This is a genomic window from Dapis brunnea BLCC-M229 (assembly GCF_050015995.1).
GTDB lineage: Bacteria > Cyanobacteriota > Cyanobacteriia > Cyanobacteriales > Microcoleaceae > Trichodesmium.
Genome location: NZ_JBNHEP010000127.1, coordinates 12,050 through 30,820, shown reverse-complemented (window position 1 = coordinate 30,820; position 18,771 = coordinate 12,050). Strand labels below are relative to the sequence as shown.

The 18,771-nt window shown below is 33.7% G+C and carries 15 protein-coding genes and 1 pseudogene; 11 read left to right on the top strand and 5 right to left on the bottom strand.

Annotated elements, in window-relative coordinates; translation table 11 throughout:
• Nucleotides 1-78: 78 nt before the first annotated feature.
• On the bottom strand, nt 79-4,464 hold the full coding sequence (locus ACP6PM_RS15060) for an NACHT C-terminal alpha/beta 1 domain-containing protein (protein WP_426585930.1): 4,386 nt from the start codon (nt 4,462-4,464) through the stop codon (nt 79-81).
• Between the two features lie 165 nt (nt 4,465-4,629).
• On the opposite strand from ACP6PM_RS15060, the gene ACP6PM_RS15055 reads away from it, so the two are divergent.
• On the top strand, nt 4,630-5,181 hold the full coding sequence (locus tag ACP6PM_RS15055) for a hypothetical protein (protein WP_426585929.1): 552 nt from the start codon (nt 4,630-4,632) through the stop codon (nt 5,179-5,181).
• 194 nt (nt 5,182-5,375) lie between these two features.
• On the opposite strand, the gene ACP6PM_RS15050 is transcribed toward ACP6PM_RS15055, so the two are convergent.
• Together ACP6PM_RS15050 and ACP6PM_RS15045 are read right to left on the bottom strand one after the other, a co-directional pair.
• Entirely contained in the window at nt 5,376-6,350 is a 975-nt protein-coding gene (locus ACP6PM_RS15050) for an FkbM family methyltransferase (protein ID WP_426585927.1), read from the bottom strand.
• 779 nt (nt 6,351-7,129) lie between these two features.
• Nucleotides 7,130-7,351, bottom strand: a pseudogene (locus ACP6PM_RS15045) (DUF5615 family PIN-like protein); the annotation flags it as partial.
• Nucleotides 7,352-8,014: 663 nt separating this feature from the next.
• On the opposite strand from ACP6PM_RS15045, the gene ACP6PM_RS15040 reads away from it, so the two are divergent.
• The 9 genes from ACP6PM_RS15040 to ACP6PM_RS15000 all read left to right on the top strand — a co-directional run bounded on the left by ACP6PM_RS15040 (nt 8,015) and on the right by ACP6PM_RS15000 (nt 14,763).
• A complete protein-coding gene (locus ACP6PM_RS15040) occupies nt 8,015-9,472 on the top strand; it encodes an FAD-dependent oxidoreductase (RefSeq protein WP_426585925.1) in 1,458 nt (485 codons plus the stop codon).
• 198 nt (nt 9,473-9,670) lie between these two features.
• Complete coding sequence (locus ACP6PM_RS15035) at nt 9,671-10,246, top strand: Uma2 family endonuclease (RefSeq protein ID WP_426585923.1); 576 nt, start codon at nt 9,671-9,673, stop codon at nt 10,244-10,246.
• 26 nt (nt 10,247-10,272) lie between these two features.
• Nucleotides 10,273-10,848, top strand: coding sequence for a Uma2 family endonuclease (locus ACP6PM_RS15030; RefSeq protein ID WP_426585923.1), 576 nt, complete (start codon nt 10,273-10,275; stop codon nt 10,846-10,848).
• Nucleotides 10,849-10,874: 26 nt separating this feature from the next.
• Nucleotides 10,875-11,447, top strand: a complete 573-nt coding sequence (locus ACP6PM_RS15025; RefSeq protein ID WP_426585921.1) for a Uma2 family endonuclease — start codon at nt 10,875-10,877, stop codon at nt 11,445-11,447.
• Between the two features lie 198 nt (nt 11,448-11,645).
• Nucleotides 11,646-11,831, top strand: coding sequence for a hypothetical protein (locus tag ACP6PM_RS15020; RefSeq protein ID WP_426585919.1), 186 nt, complete (start codon nt 11,646-11,648; stop codon nt 11,829-11,831).
• 10 nt (nt 11,832-11,841) lie between these two features.
• Nucleotides 11,842-12,165: a type II toxin-antitoxin system PemK/MazF family toxin gene (locus ACP6PM_RS15015; protein WP_426586017.1), complete on the top strand. Its 324-nt coding sequence runs from the start codon at nt 11,842-11,844 to the stop codon at nt 12,163-12,165.
• 53 nt (nt 12,166-12,218) lie between these two features.
• Nucleotides 12,219-12,545 (top strand): DUF433 domain-containing protein, encoded by a 327-nt coding sequence (locus ACP6PM_RS15010; protein WP_426585917.1) that lies wholly within the window; start codon nt 12,219-12,221, stop codon nt 12,543-12,545.
• Nucleotides 12,529-12,864: a DUF5615 family PIN-like protein gene (locus tag ACP6PM_RS15005; RefSeq protein ID WP_426585915.1), complete on the top strand. Its 336-nt coding sequence runs from the start codon at nt 12,529-12,531 to the stop codon at nt 12,862-12,864. The genes ACP6PM_RS15010 and ACP6PM_RS15005 overlap by 17 nt, the downstream gene beginning before the upstream one ends.
• Before the next feature lie 168 nt (nt 12,865-13,032).
• On the top strand, nt 13,033-14,763 hold the full coding sequence (locus ACP6PM_RS15000) for a tetratricopeptide repeat protein (protein WP_426585913.1): 1,731 nt from the start codon (nt 13,033-13,035) through the stop codon (nt 14,761-14,763).
• A gap of 119 nt (nt 14,764-14,882) precedes the next feature.
• Here the strand turns inward: ACP6PM_RS15000 and ACP6PM_RS14995 are convergent, their stop codons facing one another.
• Together ACP6PM_RS14995 and ACP6PM_RS14990 are read right to left on the bottom strand one after the other, a co-directional pair.
• Nucleotides 14,883-15,860, bottom strand: a complete 978-nt coding sequence (locus ACP6PM_RS14995) for an aldo/keto reductase (RefSeq protein WP_426585911.1) — start codon at nt 15,858-15,860, stop codon at nt 14,883-14,885.
• A gap of 159 nt (nt 15,861-16,019) precedes the next feature.
• Nucleotides 16,020-16,586 (bottom strand): Uma2 family endonuclease, encoded by a 567-nt coding sequence (locus ACP6PM_RS14990; RefSeq protein ID WP_426585909.1) that lies wholly within the window; start codon nt 16,584-16,586, stop codon nt 16,020-16,022.
• A 363-nt stretch (nt 16,587-16,949) separates the two neighbouring features.
• On the opposite strand from ACP6PM_RS14990, the gene dacB reads away from it, so the two are divergent.
• Complete coding sequence (dacB, locus tag ACP6PM_RS14985; protein ID WP_426585907.1) at nt 16,950-18,413, top strand: D-alanyl-D-alanine carboxypeptidase/D-alanyl-D-alanine endopeptidase; 1,464 nt, start codon at nt 16,950-16,952, stop codon at nt 18,411-18,413.
• Nucleotides 18,414-18,771 lie beyond the last annotated feature (358 nt).

Sequence of the window (18,771 nt, the reverse complement as noted above, 5' to 3'; positions counted from 1 at the left end):
GAGGAAAAGTAACTGATGATGAAATTATTATTATTGCCTGTAAATACCATTATGACTAATGAAAAAATAACTTAATTTCTAAGCTTCTAAAATTTCTCGTCTCAACCATTTAATAATAGTATCTATTAAATTGGGATGGTGGGGTGAAATACATTCTATATTGTCACATTTTTGGTCTGAGATGAGACAAATGGAACCGCAAAGGGTGCTTAAGGTAGTGAGAAATGTTTCGCTGAATGAGCGATCGCTTTTGGATGTGTAAAATATGAGTGTTATTTGTTTGTTTAGTTTTTTTAGATTGAGTCGCCAGTAAGTTTTGAGGGATGACATTGTAGTGGGGGTTTCTGTTATTTCTGGGCAACCTTTTTCTATCATTTCAATATAGATATCTGGGGCGGGGTTATCTGGGTTAGTAAAGTTTGCTCCGTCGATGCAGATAGGAATAATGGTTTGGTTGAGGTTGAGGTTGGGGTTATTGGCAATATTTTGGCGGATAGTGGTGGGAAGTTGGGTAAAGTTGAGGTGTTGAATAGTTGACTTTGGTTCGTTCCAAATATTATAAAATTCAGGGTAAGGAAGTTTTTTAGTATAGTGCCAAATTATTTGATAACAATACTTATAAAGGTACTCATAAATTGGGTTTTGTAGATAATCTTTTAGACTTTTCACTACTTCTATAATCAGTTCTTTCTGAGATACTGCTTTGAGTCCAATAACAGCAGAGTTACTATAGTTTTTATCCTTTATCAAAATTTCTATTAGCTTTTTAATTGCTAATGGATTATCTTTACCAATTTCTCCCAATTTTATAATGTAAGTTGTCTTTTGAATCATAAAGATATCTAGTATTCGACCAGTTTTCTCAAACATTAATTCACCAAAACGAGTGATAAAAATTTTCGCCTCAATTTCAATTAATTTTATTAAATCAAAAACTGCATTAGGATAATGAGAGATAATGCTATCCAGAATAGTATAATTATTATTATAAAACCTAGCTTTTTCTTTATAGAAACTATAAAATCTAGCTTTTTCTTTCAAGCTTAGATTCGATAATAGTTGAATTATTTTAGTTTTTACTTGCTCAATACAGCAATTTGAAATTAATAAAATTTCTGCAACCTTTAAGCATTTTTCGTATTCTTGTTGTGATTCAAGTAAATTGACTAGAAAATTAATTACATCTTGGTTTCTATCCTGACACAGTTCTATTAAAGTTCTTTTAACTTCAACTTCAATTTCGATATCCATTCCATATAAAGCCTTAGTTAGTGTTGTCATAGCTATGTGATTATTTGAATCAAACTCAATTGCAACTATAGCTACTTCATAAGCCATTGGATTATCGTTTTGATAATATTTGTAGCAAATATTATTAAGTGTTTGTATAGCTAAAGGTTTATCTTGCTCAGAAACTTGCCATAGTGATTTTGCTGTTGCTATTAAGAGAGATTTATCCTTTGTTGTTTCTATAATTTTTTTTAAAGTTGTAACTATGATTGAATTAGAAGGGTCAACTTTTCCTAAACTTTCAGCAGCTTGTCTTAAAACATACTGATCTAAACTTGTTTGTAAAACTTCCTCTAAAAATTTATTGGCTAGCGGACTACCAAAACCAATATTACTTAAACTTTCAACAGCTAACCTACGAGTTTTTTCATCTTCTGTAATTTCGTAAATTTCGATTAATGCTCCAATAGCTTTCTCATAACCAACATTAATTTTGCCAAGACAGCGACAAAGTTCTCGGTGTACTTCTTTTTGATTGCTAGACTTTAAAATATCAATGATAATATCAACAACCCTGGTGTCTTTATCTGCTATTTCTAACAGTCTAAAAGCAGTTATAGAAATCCTCCCACAAAACCATCCACGGTTAGGACTAAGCATAATCTCTTTAAAAGCTTGAATAGCATTTATATTACCTGGGTTAACTTTCCATAAACTTTGCGCAGCTAATGAACAAGTGTCTCTCAAAATATTATCATCTATTTTTTTTATTAAAAAAACAATTTCTGTTAATGTATTAACAGTATTTTGATTGCCAGAGCCAATTTTACCCAGGCTTTCTATAATTTTTTTAATAAAATAATGATGTATATTATCATGTAAGTTTATGAATGGTATATACTGCTCCCCTTGAGATTTTTTATGTTTAATTTTATTCAAAATATTCATATCAAATTTTATAGCTTGCAAAGCAATTATATTCAAAGTATTAATAGCATTATTATTGCTATTGCAGATTTTTCCAATTGCTTCAATTAGTTCTGATATACGAACAAAAAAACAGAAATTTAAATGTAACTTTCTCTGGATATTGACAACTATTTCAATTAGTTTTTCAACAATAAAATCATTGCCAATACTTTTTTCTCCCAGACAACTAATCACCAGACTATAATCAATATTATCATCCTTATAATCATAAATATTCTCATCTAAAATTCTCAATAAATGTTTAGCAAATATTCCTTGTCTAATTGAATTAATAACATTTTGTTCAATATTTTCTCTATTCCTCAATTCGTAGCTAACATTATTTTTTAAGTATATAGTAAAAAACCATTTGACTAACGTAAAAATAATTTCATCTAATTCATTTTGATTTTGAGATTCTCTAAGTACACATTCTCCAATCACATATAAAGCAAGACAACGAGCTTGATTTTGATAATCAAAATGTGGTTCTACACCATCATTAAAGTTGACTAAAAGCTTAATAAATTCTAACTTATCAATATCTGATACTTCTGTTTTATTTGTTCCTAGCCATATTAAAATAACTTCTTTCCACTGTGACTCAAAAATTCGGTATTTTTTTCCAGGAAAAGGTTTATTTACATGAGCGCGAGGTATAAAAAAGTCCCAATCATCAATTGTTAGTGCTGCAAAATATTCTTGAAAAGATGAATCAAAAAACCCATAAACACATTCACCTGTTTTAAATTCTCGGTCTACTAAAACTAATAAATCTAAATCTAAAGCCAACTTTAACAAATTATCATCTTGAACTTCTTTGTGAACTAAACTCTCAGATAACCAAAACCTTTCTGAACTATCTAAACCAGCTAAAGCTACCCTACCTAAAAATTGATGAAGTTGATTTTTTAAATTAGGCTGAAAATTCCAATCAATATCTATTTTTTCGGGCTTCCATTCAATATCTATTTTTTCGGGCTTCCATTCATAAAAATACCGGATAAACTGTTTATAAAGTCCTGCCTTTGTTTCTGGTAACTCTGAATTTTCATCAAAATAGAAAATCTGACACAACAACGATAACCGCAGAGGATTTCTCACTAAATCATAAATCCTTTCATGGCGTGACTCTTTTAACTTTTCCTCCAACTTTTTACCCAGTTTTTCATTCTCAGCTTTAACAAACCACTGATGAATAAAATTATCAACTTGTTCAAGTTTAAACTCCAAAATTTTGTAAGCTTGAAAACCACTAAGAGGATTATTAAAATTAACATCCCAAACATTCGTACGACAAGTTAAAACTACTTGTGCTGCACTTAACAAACCAGTAAGTTGTTGTTGAATATTTCTCAGAGTTTTACCTGCGGAAGTTTCCCCTATTTCATCCACACCATCAAGCAATAACCACACTTCATTTTTTTGTAGTAGTTTTATTAACGGTTTCTTTAAAGTTTCCAAATCAATATCTAAATCTATAAGCAATAGTGCATTTGACAACCACTTTTCCAGAATGTATTCTTCCAATGTTTTTCCCTGCAACTCTCCCAATGGAATACATATATATAGATCGTTTGTATTTTTCAGGTAAGTAGCAATTTTATCTAACCAAGTCGTCTTACCAGAACCTGCTTCCCCGACAATAGCAGTACATTTATTTTTCTTTCTTTGAATGACATCCAACAAAAATTCATCATATTCGTAAGTCCGGGTAATAACTTCTTTTTCCCTGAACTTTTCCATCCCATTATTCTCACTGTGACGTTGTTGTAATTTCCGTTCAACTAACCCCAGTTCCACAAATACCTCGACTTCACATCCTATTTGAGTTGCTTTACGTCTGAGTTGTTGGGTTGTTTGCTGCTTTTCCAGCATTTTTGCACATACTTCACGCCAATCAATTTTTATTTCAGTGGGAGTGGGAGGTAAGTTTTCTGGTTTTTTTCTGTAGTCTTTGAGGAGTTGAGAAACAGAATTTTCAGAAGTTTTACGCCAGTTAATTTTATTCCCAGAGTTAACTAATTTTTCTATTGCTGGATAGACTTCTTTAGATAAAGTTTGTCGAACAGTATCAGAAATATTTTTACTCTGGTAGTTCAATTTTTTAGCTATTTCATTAGGGGAGTTAGCACACAAAACTCCTCGTAGAAATATTTTGGCATTTGGTGATAAATCTTTCCCTAGTGCATTAGCTAAGTCAAGATAAAGTCTCTCTATTTCCCAATTTTGATAAGCTTCTGAAAATTCTTCTTCAAATGTCATTTGCTGAAACTATTTTAATAAATCTACCAATCTAATTTTATCCATATTTATCATAGCACTCAGAAAATACTCACAGTTTTACTCACACTTACTCACGCACTGTAAGTAGATTTTATCTAATTTTCTAGATAAGCTGTAAATAGTTAATAAAAAGGAGAAAAAATTATGACTGCTTATCAACTCAGCCTTTTCCCTAACGCTGAATACATCTCTAGTAAATCTAATAATCTAGATGACTTATCTTCTGCTTATCGTAATTTTAAAAGTGGCGAAATTATCAACGAATTAGAAATGAATGTCATGGATATTTTGGAAATAGTTTTGGGAAATAATTTCCATTATTGCCCCCAAGTTACTCTGAATAGTATTTGTTGTCAGACTGGCTGGATACCAAAAAATATTTGGGAAATTTGGATTAATTCAAAAGTAGATATTGCCGTAATAGAACGAGGTTTAAAAACAAATCGCCAAGCAAAATTAGTCATAGAATGTCAGTCAATTTGGCATAAATCCCCTGAATTAAAAGAAAGCCAACGCCTCAAATCTCAAATTTTATCTGCTGTAAATATTCCGTTAATTTATGTGGAGCAAGTTCGAGAGGATGAGCGTTTTTATCGGTTTTATATACCCAATCAAACAGCCGAAATATTTTATAACTTAATTACCCAAGATGATAGACAGAAACTAAAAGCTTTCCTAGAACAATATATTGTTTAAAAATCACCGAATAAAGAGCGGTTTTAGAGTCATAATATTGCTATTTTTGACTCTCACTTTGAAGATGAAAAATTATTCACCCATTCCAGGAAGGCGATCGCCATCTATTCTATTTCCAGGAATTTATCATAAGGATGTAGGGGTTCGGTTGCCAAACCCCCTACAAAATAGAGCAAAATTATTCAGGAACCAAATTACACTCTAACAGCATATATCGCCCCAATATTGCTACTACGAGGCAAACGAGAAAAAATGGCAAAACCAGCTTGACGCAAATAATCAGCTAACTTATCAGGTCCTTTATAATGCCATTCCATCATAATTATTTTGATTTGATTTAGTTGCCCTTTTGCCGCTAAAGAATCAAATATTTCATACTCAGAACCTTCACAGTCAATCTTAGCAATAATATCCATATCTGGGTGCTGAGAAATTATTGAACTTAGCTCTTCACTGATAGGTTTTAGACTAATTTCTTCTGTCGGTAAAGATTGATTTTCCAGAATTTTTTTTCGACCTTCTGTAACTCCTTCAACTCCAATACTTCCCCTTAATTCATTATCAAATTCAACTGTTACTGTCTTTTCTTCAGCAGCAATTCCATAACTAAATGGTTTAATTTTATGGGCAATTTCTGGGTTTAAATCAAAGTTATGCAATGCTTGATCGTAAGTAACTTTAAAAGGTTCGTAACTCCATACTGATTTGACATTTTCCTGCCTGGCAAAATACAGGCTGGCCAATCCTGTATTCATACCAATATCTAGCATAACTACAGGTTTTTCGTAGATAAAATTATAAATTCCCAACCAATAAATTTCCCAAATAATAGAAAGTTCTTCCTCAGTTTGAATATTGACTTTGATTCCCTCAACTTCTAAAATCAATTCATCATTTGCGCCTATAGAAAACTTACCATTTAATTTTTTCTTGAGAAATTTTGCTCTATTTAATGCTTTTCTCGTCAGCAGAAAATCATATTTTTCCTTTTCAACATATATTCCCAAGGGTTTGAGAAATAATTTATCCGAACCACGTTCAACCTCTACATCATTAAAACTCATATTGAACTCAGGAATTTTCTCTACCCAATACCAATTAGGTATCTTCTGGAAATTTCTCACATTTCTCAGAAAATTCTTAGTCTTTAACAATGGTTGTGTTAACACTATTATTATTCCTCTCAAGTAAACAAACAGTCTATTTGAAGCAAAGAGAACATTAATGTTACTACTATTACTTCCTACTTACTTAATATAACACCCAAATGAACAATTCCGATCCTATTCATTATAACATAGTGGTTGTGTTCATTTCTCAAAAATACTTATAATTTTTGTAAAAGACATTGAATTGTTAAAAGGCATCAATTTTTTTGGATAGTAGGGACAGGGTATTAGTAATATATTTAGCTACATTAGATAAGTGACTAGAGGTAAAAATAGAAACTGAAATATTACTTAAACATACTTTTTGTTAAAATTTATCATGGTAGGTTCTACTGAACCATGTTACTATGAAATAAGTAATAGTTATTAGGATAGGAAAACTTGAAACAATAGAAGTTTGTGATTGCTCCTATAACATTTATCCACCTGATATATTGAGTTTAGGTTTTAGGTGGGCAAATATATAGTGAGTGAAATTCATCTAACATTAACTAGCATTTGCTTAACAAGTTTGTAATTCTTGTCATTCTCCCTCTTGCTGATAATTTTCTAACATTTTTTTGACTTGCGTTACTAAAAATTTCGTCTTTTTTATAATGGTAATTTAATTAAATAACGGGCATCTGTTTCATCTTTTTATTGGAGGAAATTCAAGAATTATAAGGCTATTTGTAGTCGTTATGGGGAAAGATTGACTAACTTTTATTTGTGGGTTTAAAGGATTGTAATATATGTTGATTTTAATGACATTTTTTACTTCCTTACCTTCTGTTTTAATTCTATATTAAAACTGAATTACTGGCATCTTGACTCAAAGCTACAATATCATCATACCGAGAACGTAAAAGTATCTCAATTTCAGATGTTGTGCAATTTCCTACTCTTATCCAGATTAACTTAGGTGGAAAACCAAGCAAAATTACCAAATCAGAAAAATCAGCATCTTTAGTAACAATAATATATTCATTATCACGAGCATATTGCCATACATCTCGATCACTAGCTTGGTCTAATTATAAAAGATAAAGATGACTTGATTGTGGATAAATATCAGCTAAACGTGACAGTAAATCAGGCGATAAATTATGGTCTAATCAAAGTTTCGTTGTAAGCATTCAGCCGTCAGCTAACAGCTAGCCTCCTGCGGAGGAGCTGCGCTAACAGAAGAGCTGCCTCTTGCAGAGGAGCTGCCTCTTGCAGAGGAGCTGCCTCTTGCAGAGGAGCTTCGCTAACGCTAACAGCTAGAAGGAGGAATTACTCTCCAAGAAGAATAAAAAGTCCGGCACGAAAAAGGTCATCAGCTAAACTTAGTAAGTTATTATTTTCATGCATCTTTTGGCGCAGCATGACCCAGGAAAAGCGCTCGAGCTGACTGCTAATAGCTGAATGCTTACGTTTCGTTTGGGTACTATTAAAGTTTTTTGTTCCCGTTCAGCAGCATAGCTCATACAAGCAAAAATATCCTGTTTTGTTAATATCGCATTTGCTCCTAACCCATGAAGATAGAGATGACTATAAATACTCTTAAATAATTTTTGTGGCTTAAATCCTTTGTTTTTTTCTTACTTTTGACTTTTGATGTTCTTAGTTATATGATAATTGATTACTCGGATTATATATAACTCATAGCTAATAATTAACGGCTGAATACTTACCTAAAAACTATGTCTACAGAAACAAAAAAAATCAACCAAAACGCAGTTATTATCGGTGGAGGTCCGGCTGGTTTTACCACGGCATTAATGTTAGCTAAACGTGGTTGGCATAAAATTACAGTATTAGAAAAGCGACCGGCTGCAGATTTTTATGAACCTGATAAATCATTCCATTATTTAATTGATGGGCGGGGTCAAAAATTTACCGAACTATTGGGTTTAAATGAAAAATTAGCAAAAGTTAGCGTGCCAAATACAGAATTTTACCTGACAGAAATTAAGGCTGATGGTAATCGTAAAACTTCAAAATTACCCATAGTAGACCCTAATAGAAAAACCGCTTACTGGCTTCAACGTCGAGTTTTTCTAAAGTTACTTTTTCAAGAGATTGAGGAAAATTGGCAAAATCAGATTACGACTTTATTTAATACAAAATGTCTGGAGATTAACAACAAGGATGGAAAATTAACAATTATTGCCCAAGGAATAAATGATTTAACTAATTATGAATTTCAGCCAGATTTGTTAGTTGGTTGTGATGGAATTAATTCTCTAGTTAGGCAAACTTTAGATAAGTGGGATAATTCTGGAACAGATAAATTTAAAATGCAGTTTTTTCCCTCTGCAAGTTCTGGTTTAAAATACAAAGTTTTGACTTTACGGCCTAACTTTCCCTTAGACCATAATAATTCTGAACAGGCAGTTTGTACAATGGCTTATGCTATTCGTGGAGCATTTTCAGATTCTCAACATTCCCTATCTCTAGGAATATTACCTTTTGCTGACCCCAACGAACCAAGAACAGCAAATATTATTAGACGACCAGAACATGAAATTTGGAAATTACCAGATAGTGAAAAATTGTCTGATTTTTTTGAGAAAGCTTTTCCACAATTGCCGATAAATGAAATAGTTTTACCAGAAGAAAAAGAGCGTTTTGCTAAAAGTGAAGGTGGATATTTTCCTATCCCTCAATATTGTTCTGGCTTACATTACTTATTAGCAAATACAGATAATTCTGCTGGAATAGTTTTATTAGGAGATTCGATACATTGTTTTCCTCCTGATATTGGGCAAGGTGTAAATTCAGCTTTGGAAGATGTGTTTATATTTAATCAAGCACTTGCTCAAACTAATGATATTATCTCTGATGCTTTGCCATTATTTGAGTCTTTACGTTCTCCAGATATGAAGCCTTTAATACGTTTGAGTCAAACTGCTTTTCCTTGGCAATATAATCAAGATATTCTTGGTAAAAGACTGTGGAGTATTAACTTTTTTATCCGCTTATTATTGAGTCGAATATTACCTTTTATTTTTGCTCCTCCTGCTTTTATTATGATTCAAAACCATAAACTTAGTTATCGTGAAATATGGTCTATGGCTCAAAGAACAACTATCTATATATATGCCTTGGGAATGGTTTTAATTTGCGGAAGTTTGACTTTATTTTTGGATAATTTTTAGTAGTGCTAAAATTAAAGCGATCGCCTTCGGGAAATGGAAAGATAGTTAGAAAGGAACTTGAAAAAAGTGATGCTTGATCGCCAGAGTTACTATAACAAAAAAAATAATCCGTATCGCTATATGTTAAAATCTAAATAGGACTTTAGCTAACTGCTGAATGCTTACTTGGTAATTAGCTTAAAGTCAAAAGGAGGAAAAATGACCAATTATACGATTGAGCTTAATTCAGTAATTGAAATGACAGACGAACAATTTTTTCAACTATGTCAAAAAAACCGGGATTTAAGATTTGAACGAAATACTAAAGGAGATTTAATTATTATGTCGCCGACCGGGGGAGAAACTAGCAGGAGTAATTTTGAAATTTATATTGATTTGGGAAGTTGGAATCGACGAACTAAATTAGGAGTAGCTTTTGACTCATCTGGTGGTTTTAAGTTGCCTAATGGTGCTACTCGTTCTCCCGATGCTTCCTGGATAACAATGGAAAAATGGAATAATTTAACTCCTGAAGAAAGAACTAAGTTTTTACCTCTTTGTCCTGATTTTTTAATTGAATTAATGTCGCCTTCGGACAGTTTATCTGAGACTAGAGAAAAAATGCAAGAATATCTGGAAAATGGGATGCGTTTGGGTTGGTTAATTAATCGACAAAATCGGCAAGTAGAAGTTTATCGTGTTGGTAAGGAGGTAGAAATATTAGATGCACCTCAAACATTATTTGGTGAAGATGTTTTGCCTGGATTTGTGTTAGATATGGAACTAATTTGGTAATTAACTTAAAGTCAAAAGGAGGAAAAATGACCAATTATACGATTGAGCTTAATTCAGTAATTGAAATGACAGACGAACAATTTTTTCAACTATGTCAAAAAAACCGGGATTTAAGATTTGAACGAAATACTAAAGGAGATTTAATTATTATGTCGCCGACCGGGGGAGAAACTAGCAGGAGTAATTTTGAAATTTATATTGATTTGGGAAGTTGGAATCGACGAACTAAATTAGGAGTAGCTTTTGACTCATCTGGTGGTTTTAAGTTGCCTAATGGTGCTACTCGTTCTCCCGATGCTTCCTGGATAACAATGGAAAAATGGAATAATTTAACTCCTGAAGAAAGAACTAAGTTTTTACCTCTTTGTCCTGATTTTTTAATTGAATTAATGTCGCCTTCGGACAGTTTATCTGAGACTAGAGAAAAAATGCAAGAATATCTGGAAAATGGGATGCGTTTGGGTTGGTTAATTAATCGACAAAATCGGCAAGTAGAAGTTTATCGTGTTGGTAAGGAGGTAGAAATATTAGATGCACCTCAAACATTATTTGGTGAAGATGTTTTGCCTGGATTTGTGTTAGATATGGAACTAATTTGGTAATTAACTTAAAGTCAAAAGGAGGAAAAATGACCAATTATACGATTGAGCTTAATTCAGTAATTGAAATGACAGACGAACAATTTTTTCAACTATGTCAAAAAAACCGGGATTTAAGATTTGAACGAAATACTAAAGGAGATTTAATTATTATGTCGCCGACCGGGGGAGAAACTAGCAGGAGTAATTTTGAAATTTATATTGATTTGGGAAGTTGGAATCGACGAACTAAATTAGGAGTAGCTTTTGACTCATCTGGTGGTTTTAAGTTGCCTAATGGTGCTACTCGTTCTCCCGATGCTTCCTGGATAACAATGGAAAAATGGAATAATTTAACTCCTGAAGAAAGAACTAAGTTTTTACCTCTTTGTCCTGATTTTTTAATTGAATTAATGTCGCCTTCGGACAGTTTATCTGAGACTAGAGAAAAAATGCAAGAATATCTGGAAAATGGGATGCGTTTGGGTTGGTTAATTAATCGAAAAAGTCGGCAAGTAGAAATTTATCGTGTTGGTAAAAAGGCAGAAATATTAGATGCACCTCAAACATTATTTGGTGAAGATATTTTGCCTGGATTTGTGTTAGATATGGAACTAATTTAGTAGCCATATTAGAATGTCAAATCTAGGGAGCGTTTTCGGCTGTCGCCGACATGAAACTTATAGCGAGCGCGATATGTTTGCGGAGCATTCCGTCAGGAAAAGGCGAAGCCTAGCAGCAGCTATATCGCTAATAATATGTGAAAATCTAAATAAGTCTATTTCTATTTAATAATTTAAGCATAATAATTGTACTTAAAAATGACTTCAAATCCGACTATAGAAGAAATAAAAACTCTGATATTTCAGTTACCTATTCGAGAACAAATAACCCTCATAGAAGAACTTGAGGAAAGACTAGAAACTATCACCATGATGCAACTAGCAGAAACAGGTTTTTCAGAGTGGAACGAACCAGAAGAAGATATTTATGATGTCGAATCCTAAACCTCAATAAATTTGGTTAGTTCGCTTCCCTTTTAGCGATTTAACTTCTACAAAAGTTAGACTTGCACTAATTTTAGCAGTTCATAGAGAAGAAGTTATTATTTTAGGTATATTCTCGAAAATTACTAACAGTAACTTACCAAAAAATTGGGTATTAATGTCAGAAGAAAATTCTAATTTTTTACAAACAGGTTTAAAAAAGACTTCATTGATTAGGGCAGATAAAATTGCTACAGTTAGCAATTCAGTTTTTCACAAAAAAATAGGAGACTTACCATCAGAAATTTTTGTCTTGGTACAAGAAGCTGTAAAAAAATCTCTGAATATTCCTTAAATAAACTTTTGTCTGTTAAAATATATCTATATATTTGTATTTCAAAATTAGTTATGTCTAAAACATTTACAATTACAGAACACATTGAAATTACTCCAGGAATTTGTGGTGGAAAACCTCGGATTGCTGGGCATCGAATTAGAGTAGAAGATATTGTTATTTGCCATGAAAAAATGGGGCTTTCTCCAGATGAAATTGTGTCTCAATATCCTAGTATTACTTTGGCTGATGTTTATGCTGCTTTGACTTATTATCACGATCATTTAGAAGAGATTAGACAACAAATTTTGGAGGATGAAGAATTTGCTAGAGTAAAGCAAGCTGAAACTCCTTCTTTAGTGGCAAAAAAATTAAGAGAAAGTCATGGTGCAAAAGATTAAATTTCATCTGGATGAAAATGCTCCCAATGCAATAGCTGATGGTTTAAGACGAAGAAATATTGATGTAACTACTACTTCTGAGACGAATTTAATTTCTCTTTCAGATGAAGAACAATTGAGATTTGCTGCTAATCAAAATCGGGTTATTTTTACTCAGGATAGAGATTTTTTGCGACTGCATTATGCTGGTTTTTCACATAGTGGAATTGCTTATTGTATTAAGGGAAGTCGTTCAATTGGTGAAATTTTACGCGGGTTAATTCTAATTTGGGAAGTATTGGAACCTGAAGATATGATTGGAAAAGTCGAGTTTTTGTAATCTAACATTATGGTTATTTTTGAGTTAGTAGATTGGCAATTTGGGAATGGTGTCTATAGGGAACAACACTAAACTTGCCCCAAAAAATAATCCGTGCATCCGTGGCAAAATCCTTGTCTGTTGGACTTTTAACTTTTCACTTCAAAATCTTACTTTTGACTTAAAAATATGGATGAACAACGAATTCAAGCTTATCTGAATCTGATTAACACCTTACTACTTAATCGTGAGAGTGTGCAAGAACTAAACAAAATTCTGAATAATCATCAGGAATTAATAGATTCTGGGTTCTGGCAAACAATGTTCCAAGAAGCAGAGAAGTTGGCATCAGCGGGTAATCAAGATCGTGCTAAATTTTTACTGAATATAGCAAGTCAGCTAGCATACCAAGACTATACAAAATTCTTGATGAAGGTATTGCGGGCAACGGTAGAAAGCAAGGGTGACTCGAAAGTAGTTTATCCACTCCTAGAACAAAACTTAGATAAACTTGACAATATCTTTGCCGATCTATTGCGAAACTGGGCAACTACTAAATTTTCTGAAGTGGAAGCAGATAGAGTAGAAAACATTGCTATAGATATTCTTAAGTTCAGTCACCTCATTGCCCAATTTCCTGTGGGCAACAAAGCAAATAACATGGAAATTAGCATTTCAGGTTATGAAGTAGTGCTAAAAGTCTTTACCTATGAGAGTCATCGGAAAAATTGGGCAGGCATTCAAAATAATCTCGGCGCTGTCTACAGAGATAGAATAAGGGGAGACAAAGCCAAGAATATTGAATTTGCCATTGCTTTACTCCAACAAGCTTTGCTAGTTTACACCCAAACTGACTTCCCTATCCAATGGGCAATGACTCAAAATAATCTCGGCCTTGCCTACTGGGACCGAATAACAGGAGATAAAGCCCAAAATCTGGAATCTGCCATTGCTGCATTCCAAAATGCTTTATTGGTGCGCAACAAAACTGACTTCCCTATCCAATGGGCAACCACTCAAAATAATCTCGGCCTTGCCTACTGGGACCGAATAACAGGAGATAAAGCCCAAAATCTGGAATCTGCCATTGCTGCATTCCAACAAGCTTTGTTGGTGTACACCCAAACTGATTTCCCTATCGACTGGGCAATGACTCAAAATAATCTCGGGGTTGCCTACGATAACAGAATAAGGGGAGACAAAGCCCAAAATCTGGAATCTGCCATTGCTGCATTCCAACAAGCTTTACTGGTGCGCACCCTAGAAGCAAACCCTATCGACTATTTCCAAACTACTGGCAACTTAGGCGACCTATATTTTGACAACCAAAACTGGGAACTCGCCGCCGACAGTTATGAAAAAGCTATAAAAGCAGTAGAAGCTAGTCGCAGTTGGGCAACCACTGACGATCGCCGCGAGGAAATTATAGCACAAGCAATACAGGTTTATCAAAATCAGGTGCAAGCATACATCAATCTAGAGCAATGGGATAAAGCAGTAGAAACAGCGGAACGCAGCAAAGCTCGTACCCTAGTAGAACTCCTTTTCAAGCGCGAACTCTATCCTAAAGGTAACTTTCCTCAAGAAACGATCGCCGAGCTAGATCGACTGCGACGAAACATACCATCACTGGAAAGACAATTACAGATAGTTATAGAGCAGCGTTCAGCAATTTCAGGCAAATCAGGAGTCCAGGCTCGACGACCATTAGAAACTTCACAAAAACGCCTACAGCAAGAGTTAGAAAAATCACAGCAGGAATTAGATGAGGTACTAAATCAAATTAAAGATATAGATCCCAGTTTCACCTTAAATTTCCATTCTCTTCTTCAATCACATCAAGAGCAGAGAGGGCTTCTTCTTGGTTATTTTGAGAAAATTGCTCTCGGTATAGAGCAATATCTTCAGGAGTTAATATAATAGGACCGCTCATTCTACAAATTTAGGTAATTAATTTTGTATATTACATTAAATTAGTCCAACTATCAGTGCAAAAAGCGAGAAGCAGGAAATCTCTATCCCAAAGCGAGGGAACTGTTTCAAGTCCAAGCACGGAAGAAAGTATTCTCCTGCCAAACATTTGCTGTTTTTTGCTCGATCGCTCCCATATCTTGCTGAGTTAGTGGCTGAAACTCTTGAGCAACCCTAACATTCGACTGCAACATCTCCACCGACTCGGTAGCCACAATACAACAATGCACTCCCGCTAACGACAACACATATCCCATTGCCTCTTGCATATTCAAAACTCCCGGTTTCAGTAACCTACCGTAAGCAGGTATTTTCATCCCAATAACACCCACATTTTTTTGTTGCGCTACTGGCAATACGGTAGGAGCAAAAGGTCGAGGATGATGTTGATCAGCAGCATTAATAGTAACTAGAGTGGTATCAAACGGATAACGACGCAACCCTTCGGCAATAACATCGGGTTCGTGATGACCTGTAATTCCAGCAAACTTAACTATCCCTTGTTCCTTCGCCTCCTCCATCGCTTTAATAGCACCTTGGGAACCGAAAATTTCGTCTAAAGTTTCCATGAATGAAACATGATGGAACTGCCACGAGTCAAGATAATCAGTATTTAACCGTTTTAGCGATCGCTCCAATTCTCGCCATGCTCCATCGCGATCGCGTCTACCTGTTTTACTTGCCAAAAATATATCCTTTCTATAAGCAGGCAAAACTTTCCCGAAATGTTCCTCACTTGCACCGTAACTAGCAGCAGTATCAAAATATCTAATTCCTAAAGACAGAGCAGCCTCAATTATTGCCATAGCCTCTTTTTCTTGCCCACTGTTACCTACAGGTGTTCTTCCTGCTCCTCCTAAACCTAAAAGTGGCACTTTGACACCTGTTTTGCCTAATATTCGTTCTGGTATTGTGGATGTAGTGGGTATCTCTACAGATGCTACTTTTGTCTGAGTCTGTTTATTCATGGCAGCACCACCGATGATGCCACCTGTAACAGCAATACTGGTCATTATCAAGTTACGTCGAGTTGTTTTTTGATTCATAGTTGTCTATAGTTTTTTTGAAATTATAACAACTCTAAAAAATTTATGTTTTTTGCTATATTACTTATTTTGGTTAAGCAAATATCAATTACATATTGAAAGAATAGATAGGTCAAAATTTGCCTACCCTACTCATATAAAAATTCAGCAACGCTAAATCTAAAAATCCCACTCTATAAATAAGTCGGAAATTGCTAATGTAAAACCTGGTAAAATATCTTCTCCATCTAAATTATCAGTAATTTGTAATAATTTATCCGGCTCTGGTTTATGATAAACTAAGATTGATTTTTCATCAGGATTAATTACCCAAACTAACCGACAGCCATTTTCAAAATATTCAACAATTTTTTGATGCAGTTCCTCAAATGTATTATTAGGAGAAATTACCTCCACTGCCAAATCAGGAGCCCCCTGAAAATAACCTTTAGGTAATCGCTTTAATCCCAATAAACGGTCTTTAGAAACAAAAGAAATATCTGGAGAACGTTTATTTCCTGATTTTAAACTAAAGGCTGTACTAGAGTCGCAAGTTACACCTAATTTTTTAGGACGAGAATATAACTCTATTAAACCACATAGATAAGCAGTAATATTGCCATGTTCCATTCCTGAATTTCCCATTTCAACAACTTCTCCATTAATTAATTCATAATGACCACTATCTTCTGATAATCCTCTGAATTCTTCATCTGTGAAAATTTTTTTATCAGTTGCTATACTCATAAATTTATCCTGCTATAAACTTACCAAAACCCCAAGCTAAATCCTTTTTAGATCCCCCCTAGCCCCCCTTCAAAAGGGGGGGATACAAGGTCAAGTACCCCTTATTAAGGGGGATTTAGGGGGATAAATGACTTCTCAAATTATTCAGTCCTCTCCCTAAAAGGAAGAGGTAATTATCAATTATCAATTATTTAATAAACCTCTACCCACTTCTCAATAATCAAAGTTAACTTTAAGTAGGTTGGCATAAATAATTAGTAAAATTAAAACTACTTTGAAATCCACAAAATAACTGCAACGACCAGCTACTTAAACCAAGTCCAATTCTATTTTCTCTCATAATCTATTTTTAGTCAATAGCCAATGTTTAAACTTTACCTCAAACAAATTACAATTACTTTCATTGTATTATTTTTCAATCCATTAATAGCACTTAGTCAAGAAACCACTAAAGAAATTTGTCCGGCGGAACTAACTAATGCTATTGATGCTGTAATTAATCGCCCAATTTTTAATCGGTCTCGGTGGGGAATTTTAGTCGAAACTTTATCTAGCAAAACTACAATTTATAGCCGAGATGCTGAATATTATTTTATTCCTGCTTCTACAGCTAAACTATTAACAACTGCAGCAGCATTACAACAACTTAGACCTCAATTTAGAATTAGAACTTCTATTTATGGTGATGGAAAAGGCAATATCTATGTTGTGGGAAGAGGCGACCCTAGTTTTACAGAAACTCAACTGAAAAGTTTAGCTGAACAACTAAAACAACAAGGCATAGAAAATATCGATCGACTAATTGCTGATGATAGTTACTTTCAGGGAATGATAGTTAATCCTAATTGGGAATGGGAAGATGTTCAAGCTGGTTATGGCGCACCAATTAATAGTTTAATATTTAATCAAAATGCTATAGATTTAGTTTTGTCTCCCCAAGGTTTAGGTCAGCCTTTAAAAGTTACTTTTGTTAATCCGGCAGAAAGCAAAGAATGGCAAATTGAAAATAATTCGCTGACTGTAGCAAAGAATGAAAAAGAATTTGTGGAAGTAGGGCGAGATTTTATTCAACCAATAATTCGTATATCTGGGCAACTCCGAATTGGCTCGGCATCAGAACCTGTTTATGTGGCAGTTGTGGAACCTGTGGATAATTTTTTAAATAAATTTCGTCAAGTTTTAGAGTCAGAAGGAATTAGGGTTTCTCGAATAGTAAAAAATTCACAAACAACCTCTAATTTAAACTTGACTGAATTAGCTTTTGTTGAGTCTCCCACTGTGGGAGAATTAATAGAAGAAGTAAATAGAAAAAGTAATAATGTTTATGCAGAAACTTTATTACGTCAACTGGGAGTTAGGAGTAGATTAGTTCCTAAGAAAAAATCCGATAATCAGACTTTGGCAAAAAGTTTGGAGGAGGTAAAAGTAATTTTAACTAGATTAGGAGTTACTCCCAATAGTTTTAGATTAAATGATGGTTCAGGGTTGTCTCGTCATAATTTAGTTAGTCCGGAGGCTTTGGTACAAACTCTCAGAATTATGGCTAATTCTCCCTGGGCAAATATTTATAGAAATTCTTTGCCTGTGGCTGGAGTCAGTGGTACATTAAGTCGGCGTTTTAGAAATAGTTTTGCAGAAGGAAATGTGCAAGCCAAAACAGGAACAATTAGTGGAGTTTCTGGTTTGGCAGGATATATTCAGCCTAGGAATTTTCAGCCTTTAGTTTTTAGTATTATTGTTAATCAATCTGATTTAGAAACCAAAGATTTGAGAACTGCTATTGATGAAATAGTTTTGTTCTTAACTCAATTAAGGTCTTGTGGTTAGAAACTGTTTTTCTGTCAAAAATTAAACAGTATAAAGTAGTCATAATCTTTTTTTATTACTAATACCGTTTCACGGAAGTAACAAGTAAAAAATAATATTTTATAGGATAGAAACTTTGACTATAGAGTAATTTCAGGAAATTATTTCACATTTAAAGTTTGAAACTATTTGTGATATTTTTAAAGTGAAATTGTCCTGATTATTTCCAGTCACGAAATTATGCTGACAAACCAGGTTTATGCATAATATTATCTCTGGTTGAAGAGTTATAATTAAAGTTTGTAGTAGGGCTTCAGCCCTATCTATCTTCGGGCTAAAGCCCTACTACAAACAAAAACTTTTTTATCAATTCCTTATT

Excerpts from the sequence above, each read along its gene's own strand:
- ACP6PM_RS15005 (WP_426585915.1), top strand. The coding sequence starts at position 12,529 with ATGGTGCAAAAGATTAAATTTCATCTGGATGAAAATGCTCCCAATGCA.
- ACP6PM_RS15040 (WP_426585925.1), top strand. The coding sequence starts at position 8,015 with ATGTCTACAGAAACAAAAAAAATCAACCAAAACGCAGTTATTATCGGT.
- ACP6PM_RS15035 (WP_426585923.1), top strand. The coding sequence starts at position 9,671 with ATGACCAATTATACGATTGAGCTTAATTCAGTAATTGAAATGACAGAC.
- ACP6PM_RS15030 (WP_426585923.1), top strand. The coding sequence starts at position 10,273 with ATGACCAATTATACGATTGAGCTTAATTCAGTAATTGAAATGACAGAC.
- ACP6PM_RS14990 (WP_426585909.1), bottom strand. The coding sequence starts at position 16,586 with ATGAGTATAGCAACTGATAAAAAAATTTTCACAGATGAAGAATTCAGA.
- ACP6PM_RS15055 (WP_426585929.1), top strand. The coding sequence starts at position 4,630 with ATGACTGCTTATCAACTCAGCCTTTTCCCTAACGCTGAATACATCTCT.
- ACP6PM_RS15010 (WP_426585917.1), top strand. The coding sequence starts at position 12,219 with ATGTCTAAAACATTTACAATTACAGAACACATTGAAATTACTCCAGGA.
- ACP6PM_RS15060 (WP_426585930.1), bottom strand. The coding sequence starts at position 4,464 with ATGACATTTGAAGAAGAATTTTCAGAAGCTTATCAAAATTGGGAAATA.
- ACP6PM_RS15020 (WP_426585919.1), top strand. The coding sequence starts at position 11,646 with ATGACTTCAAATCCGACTATAGAAGAAATAAAAACTCTGATATTTCAG.
- ACP6PM_RS15000 (WP_426585913.1), top strand. The coding sequence starts at position 13,033 with ATGGATGAACAACGAATTCAAGCTTATCTGAATCTGATTAACACCTTA.
- ACP6PM_RS15025 (WP_426585921.1), top strand. The coding sequence starts at position 10,875 with ATGACCAATTATACGATTGAGCTTAATTCAGTAATTGAAATGACAGAC.
- dacB (WP_426585907.1), top strand. The coding sequence starts at position 16,950 with ATGTTTAAACTTTACCTCAAACAAATTACAATTACTTTCATTGTATTA.
- ACP6PM_RS14995 (WP_426585911.1), bottom strand. The coding sequence starts at position 15,860 with ATGAATCAAAAAACAACTCGACGTAACTTGATAATGACCAGTATTGCT.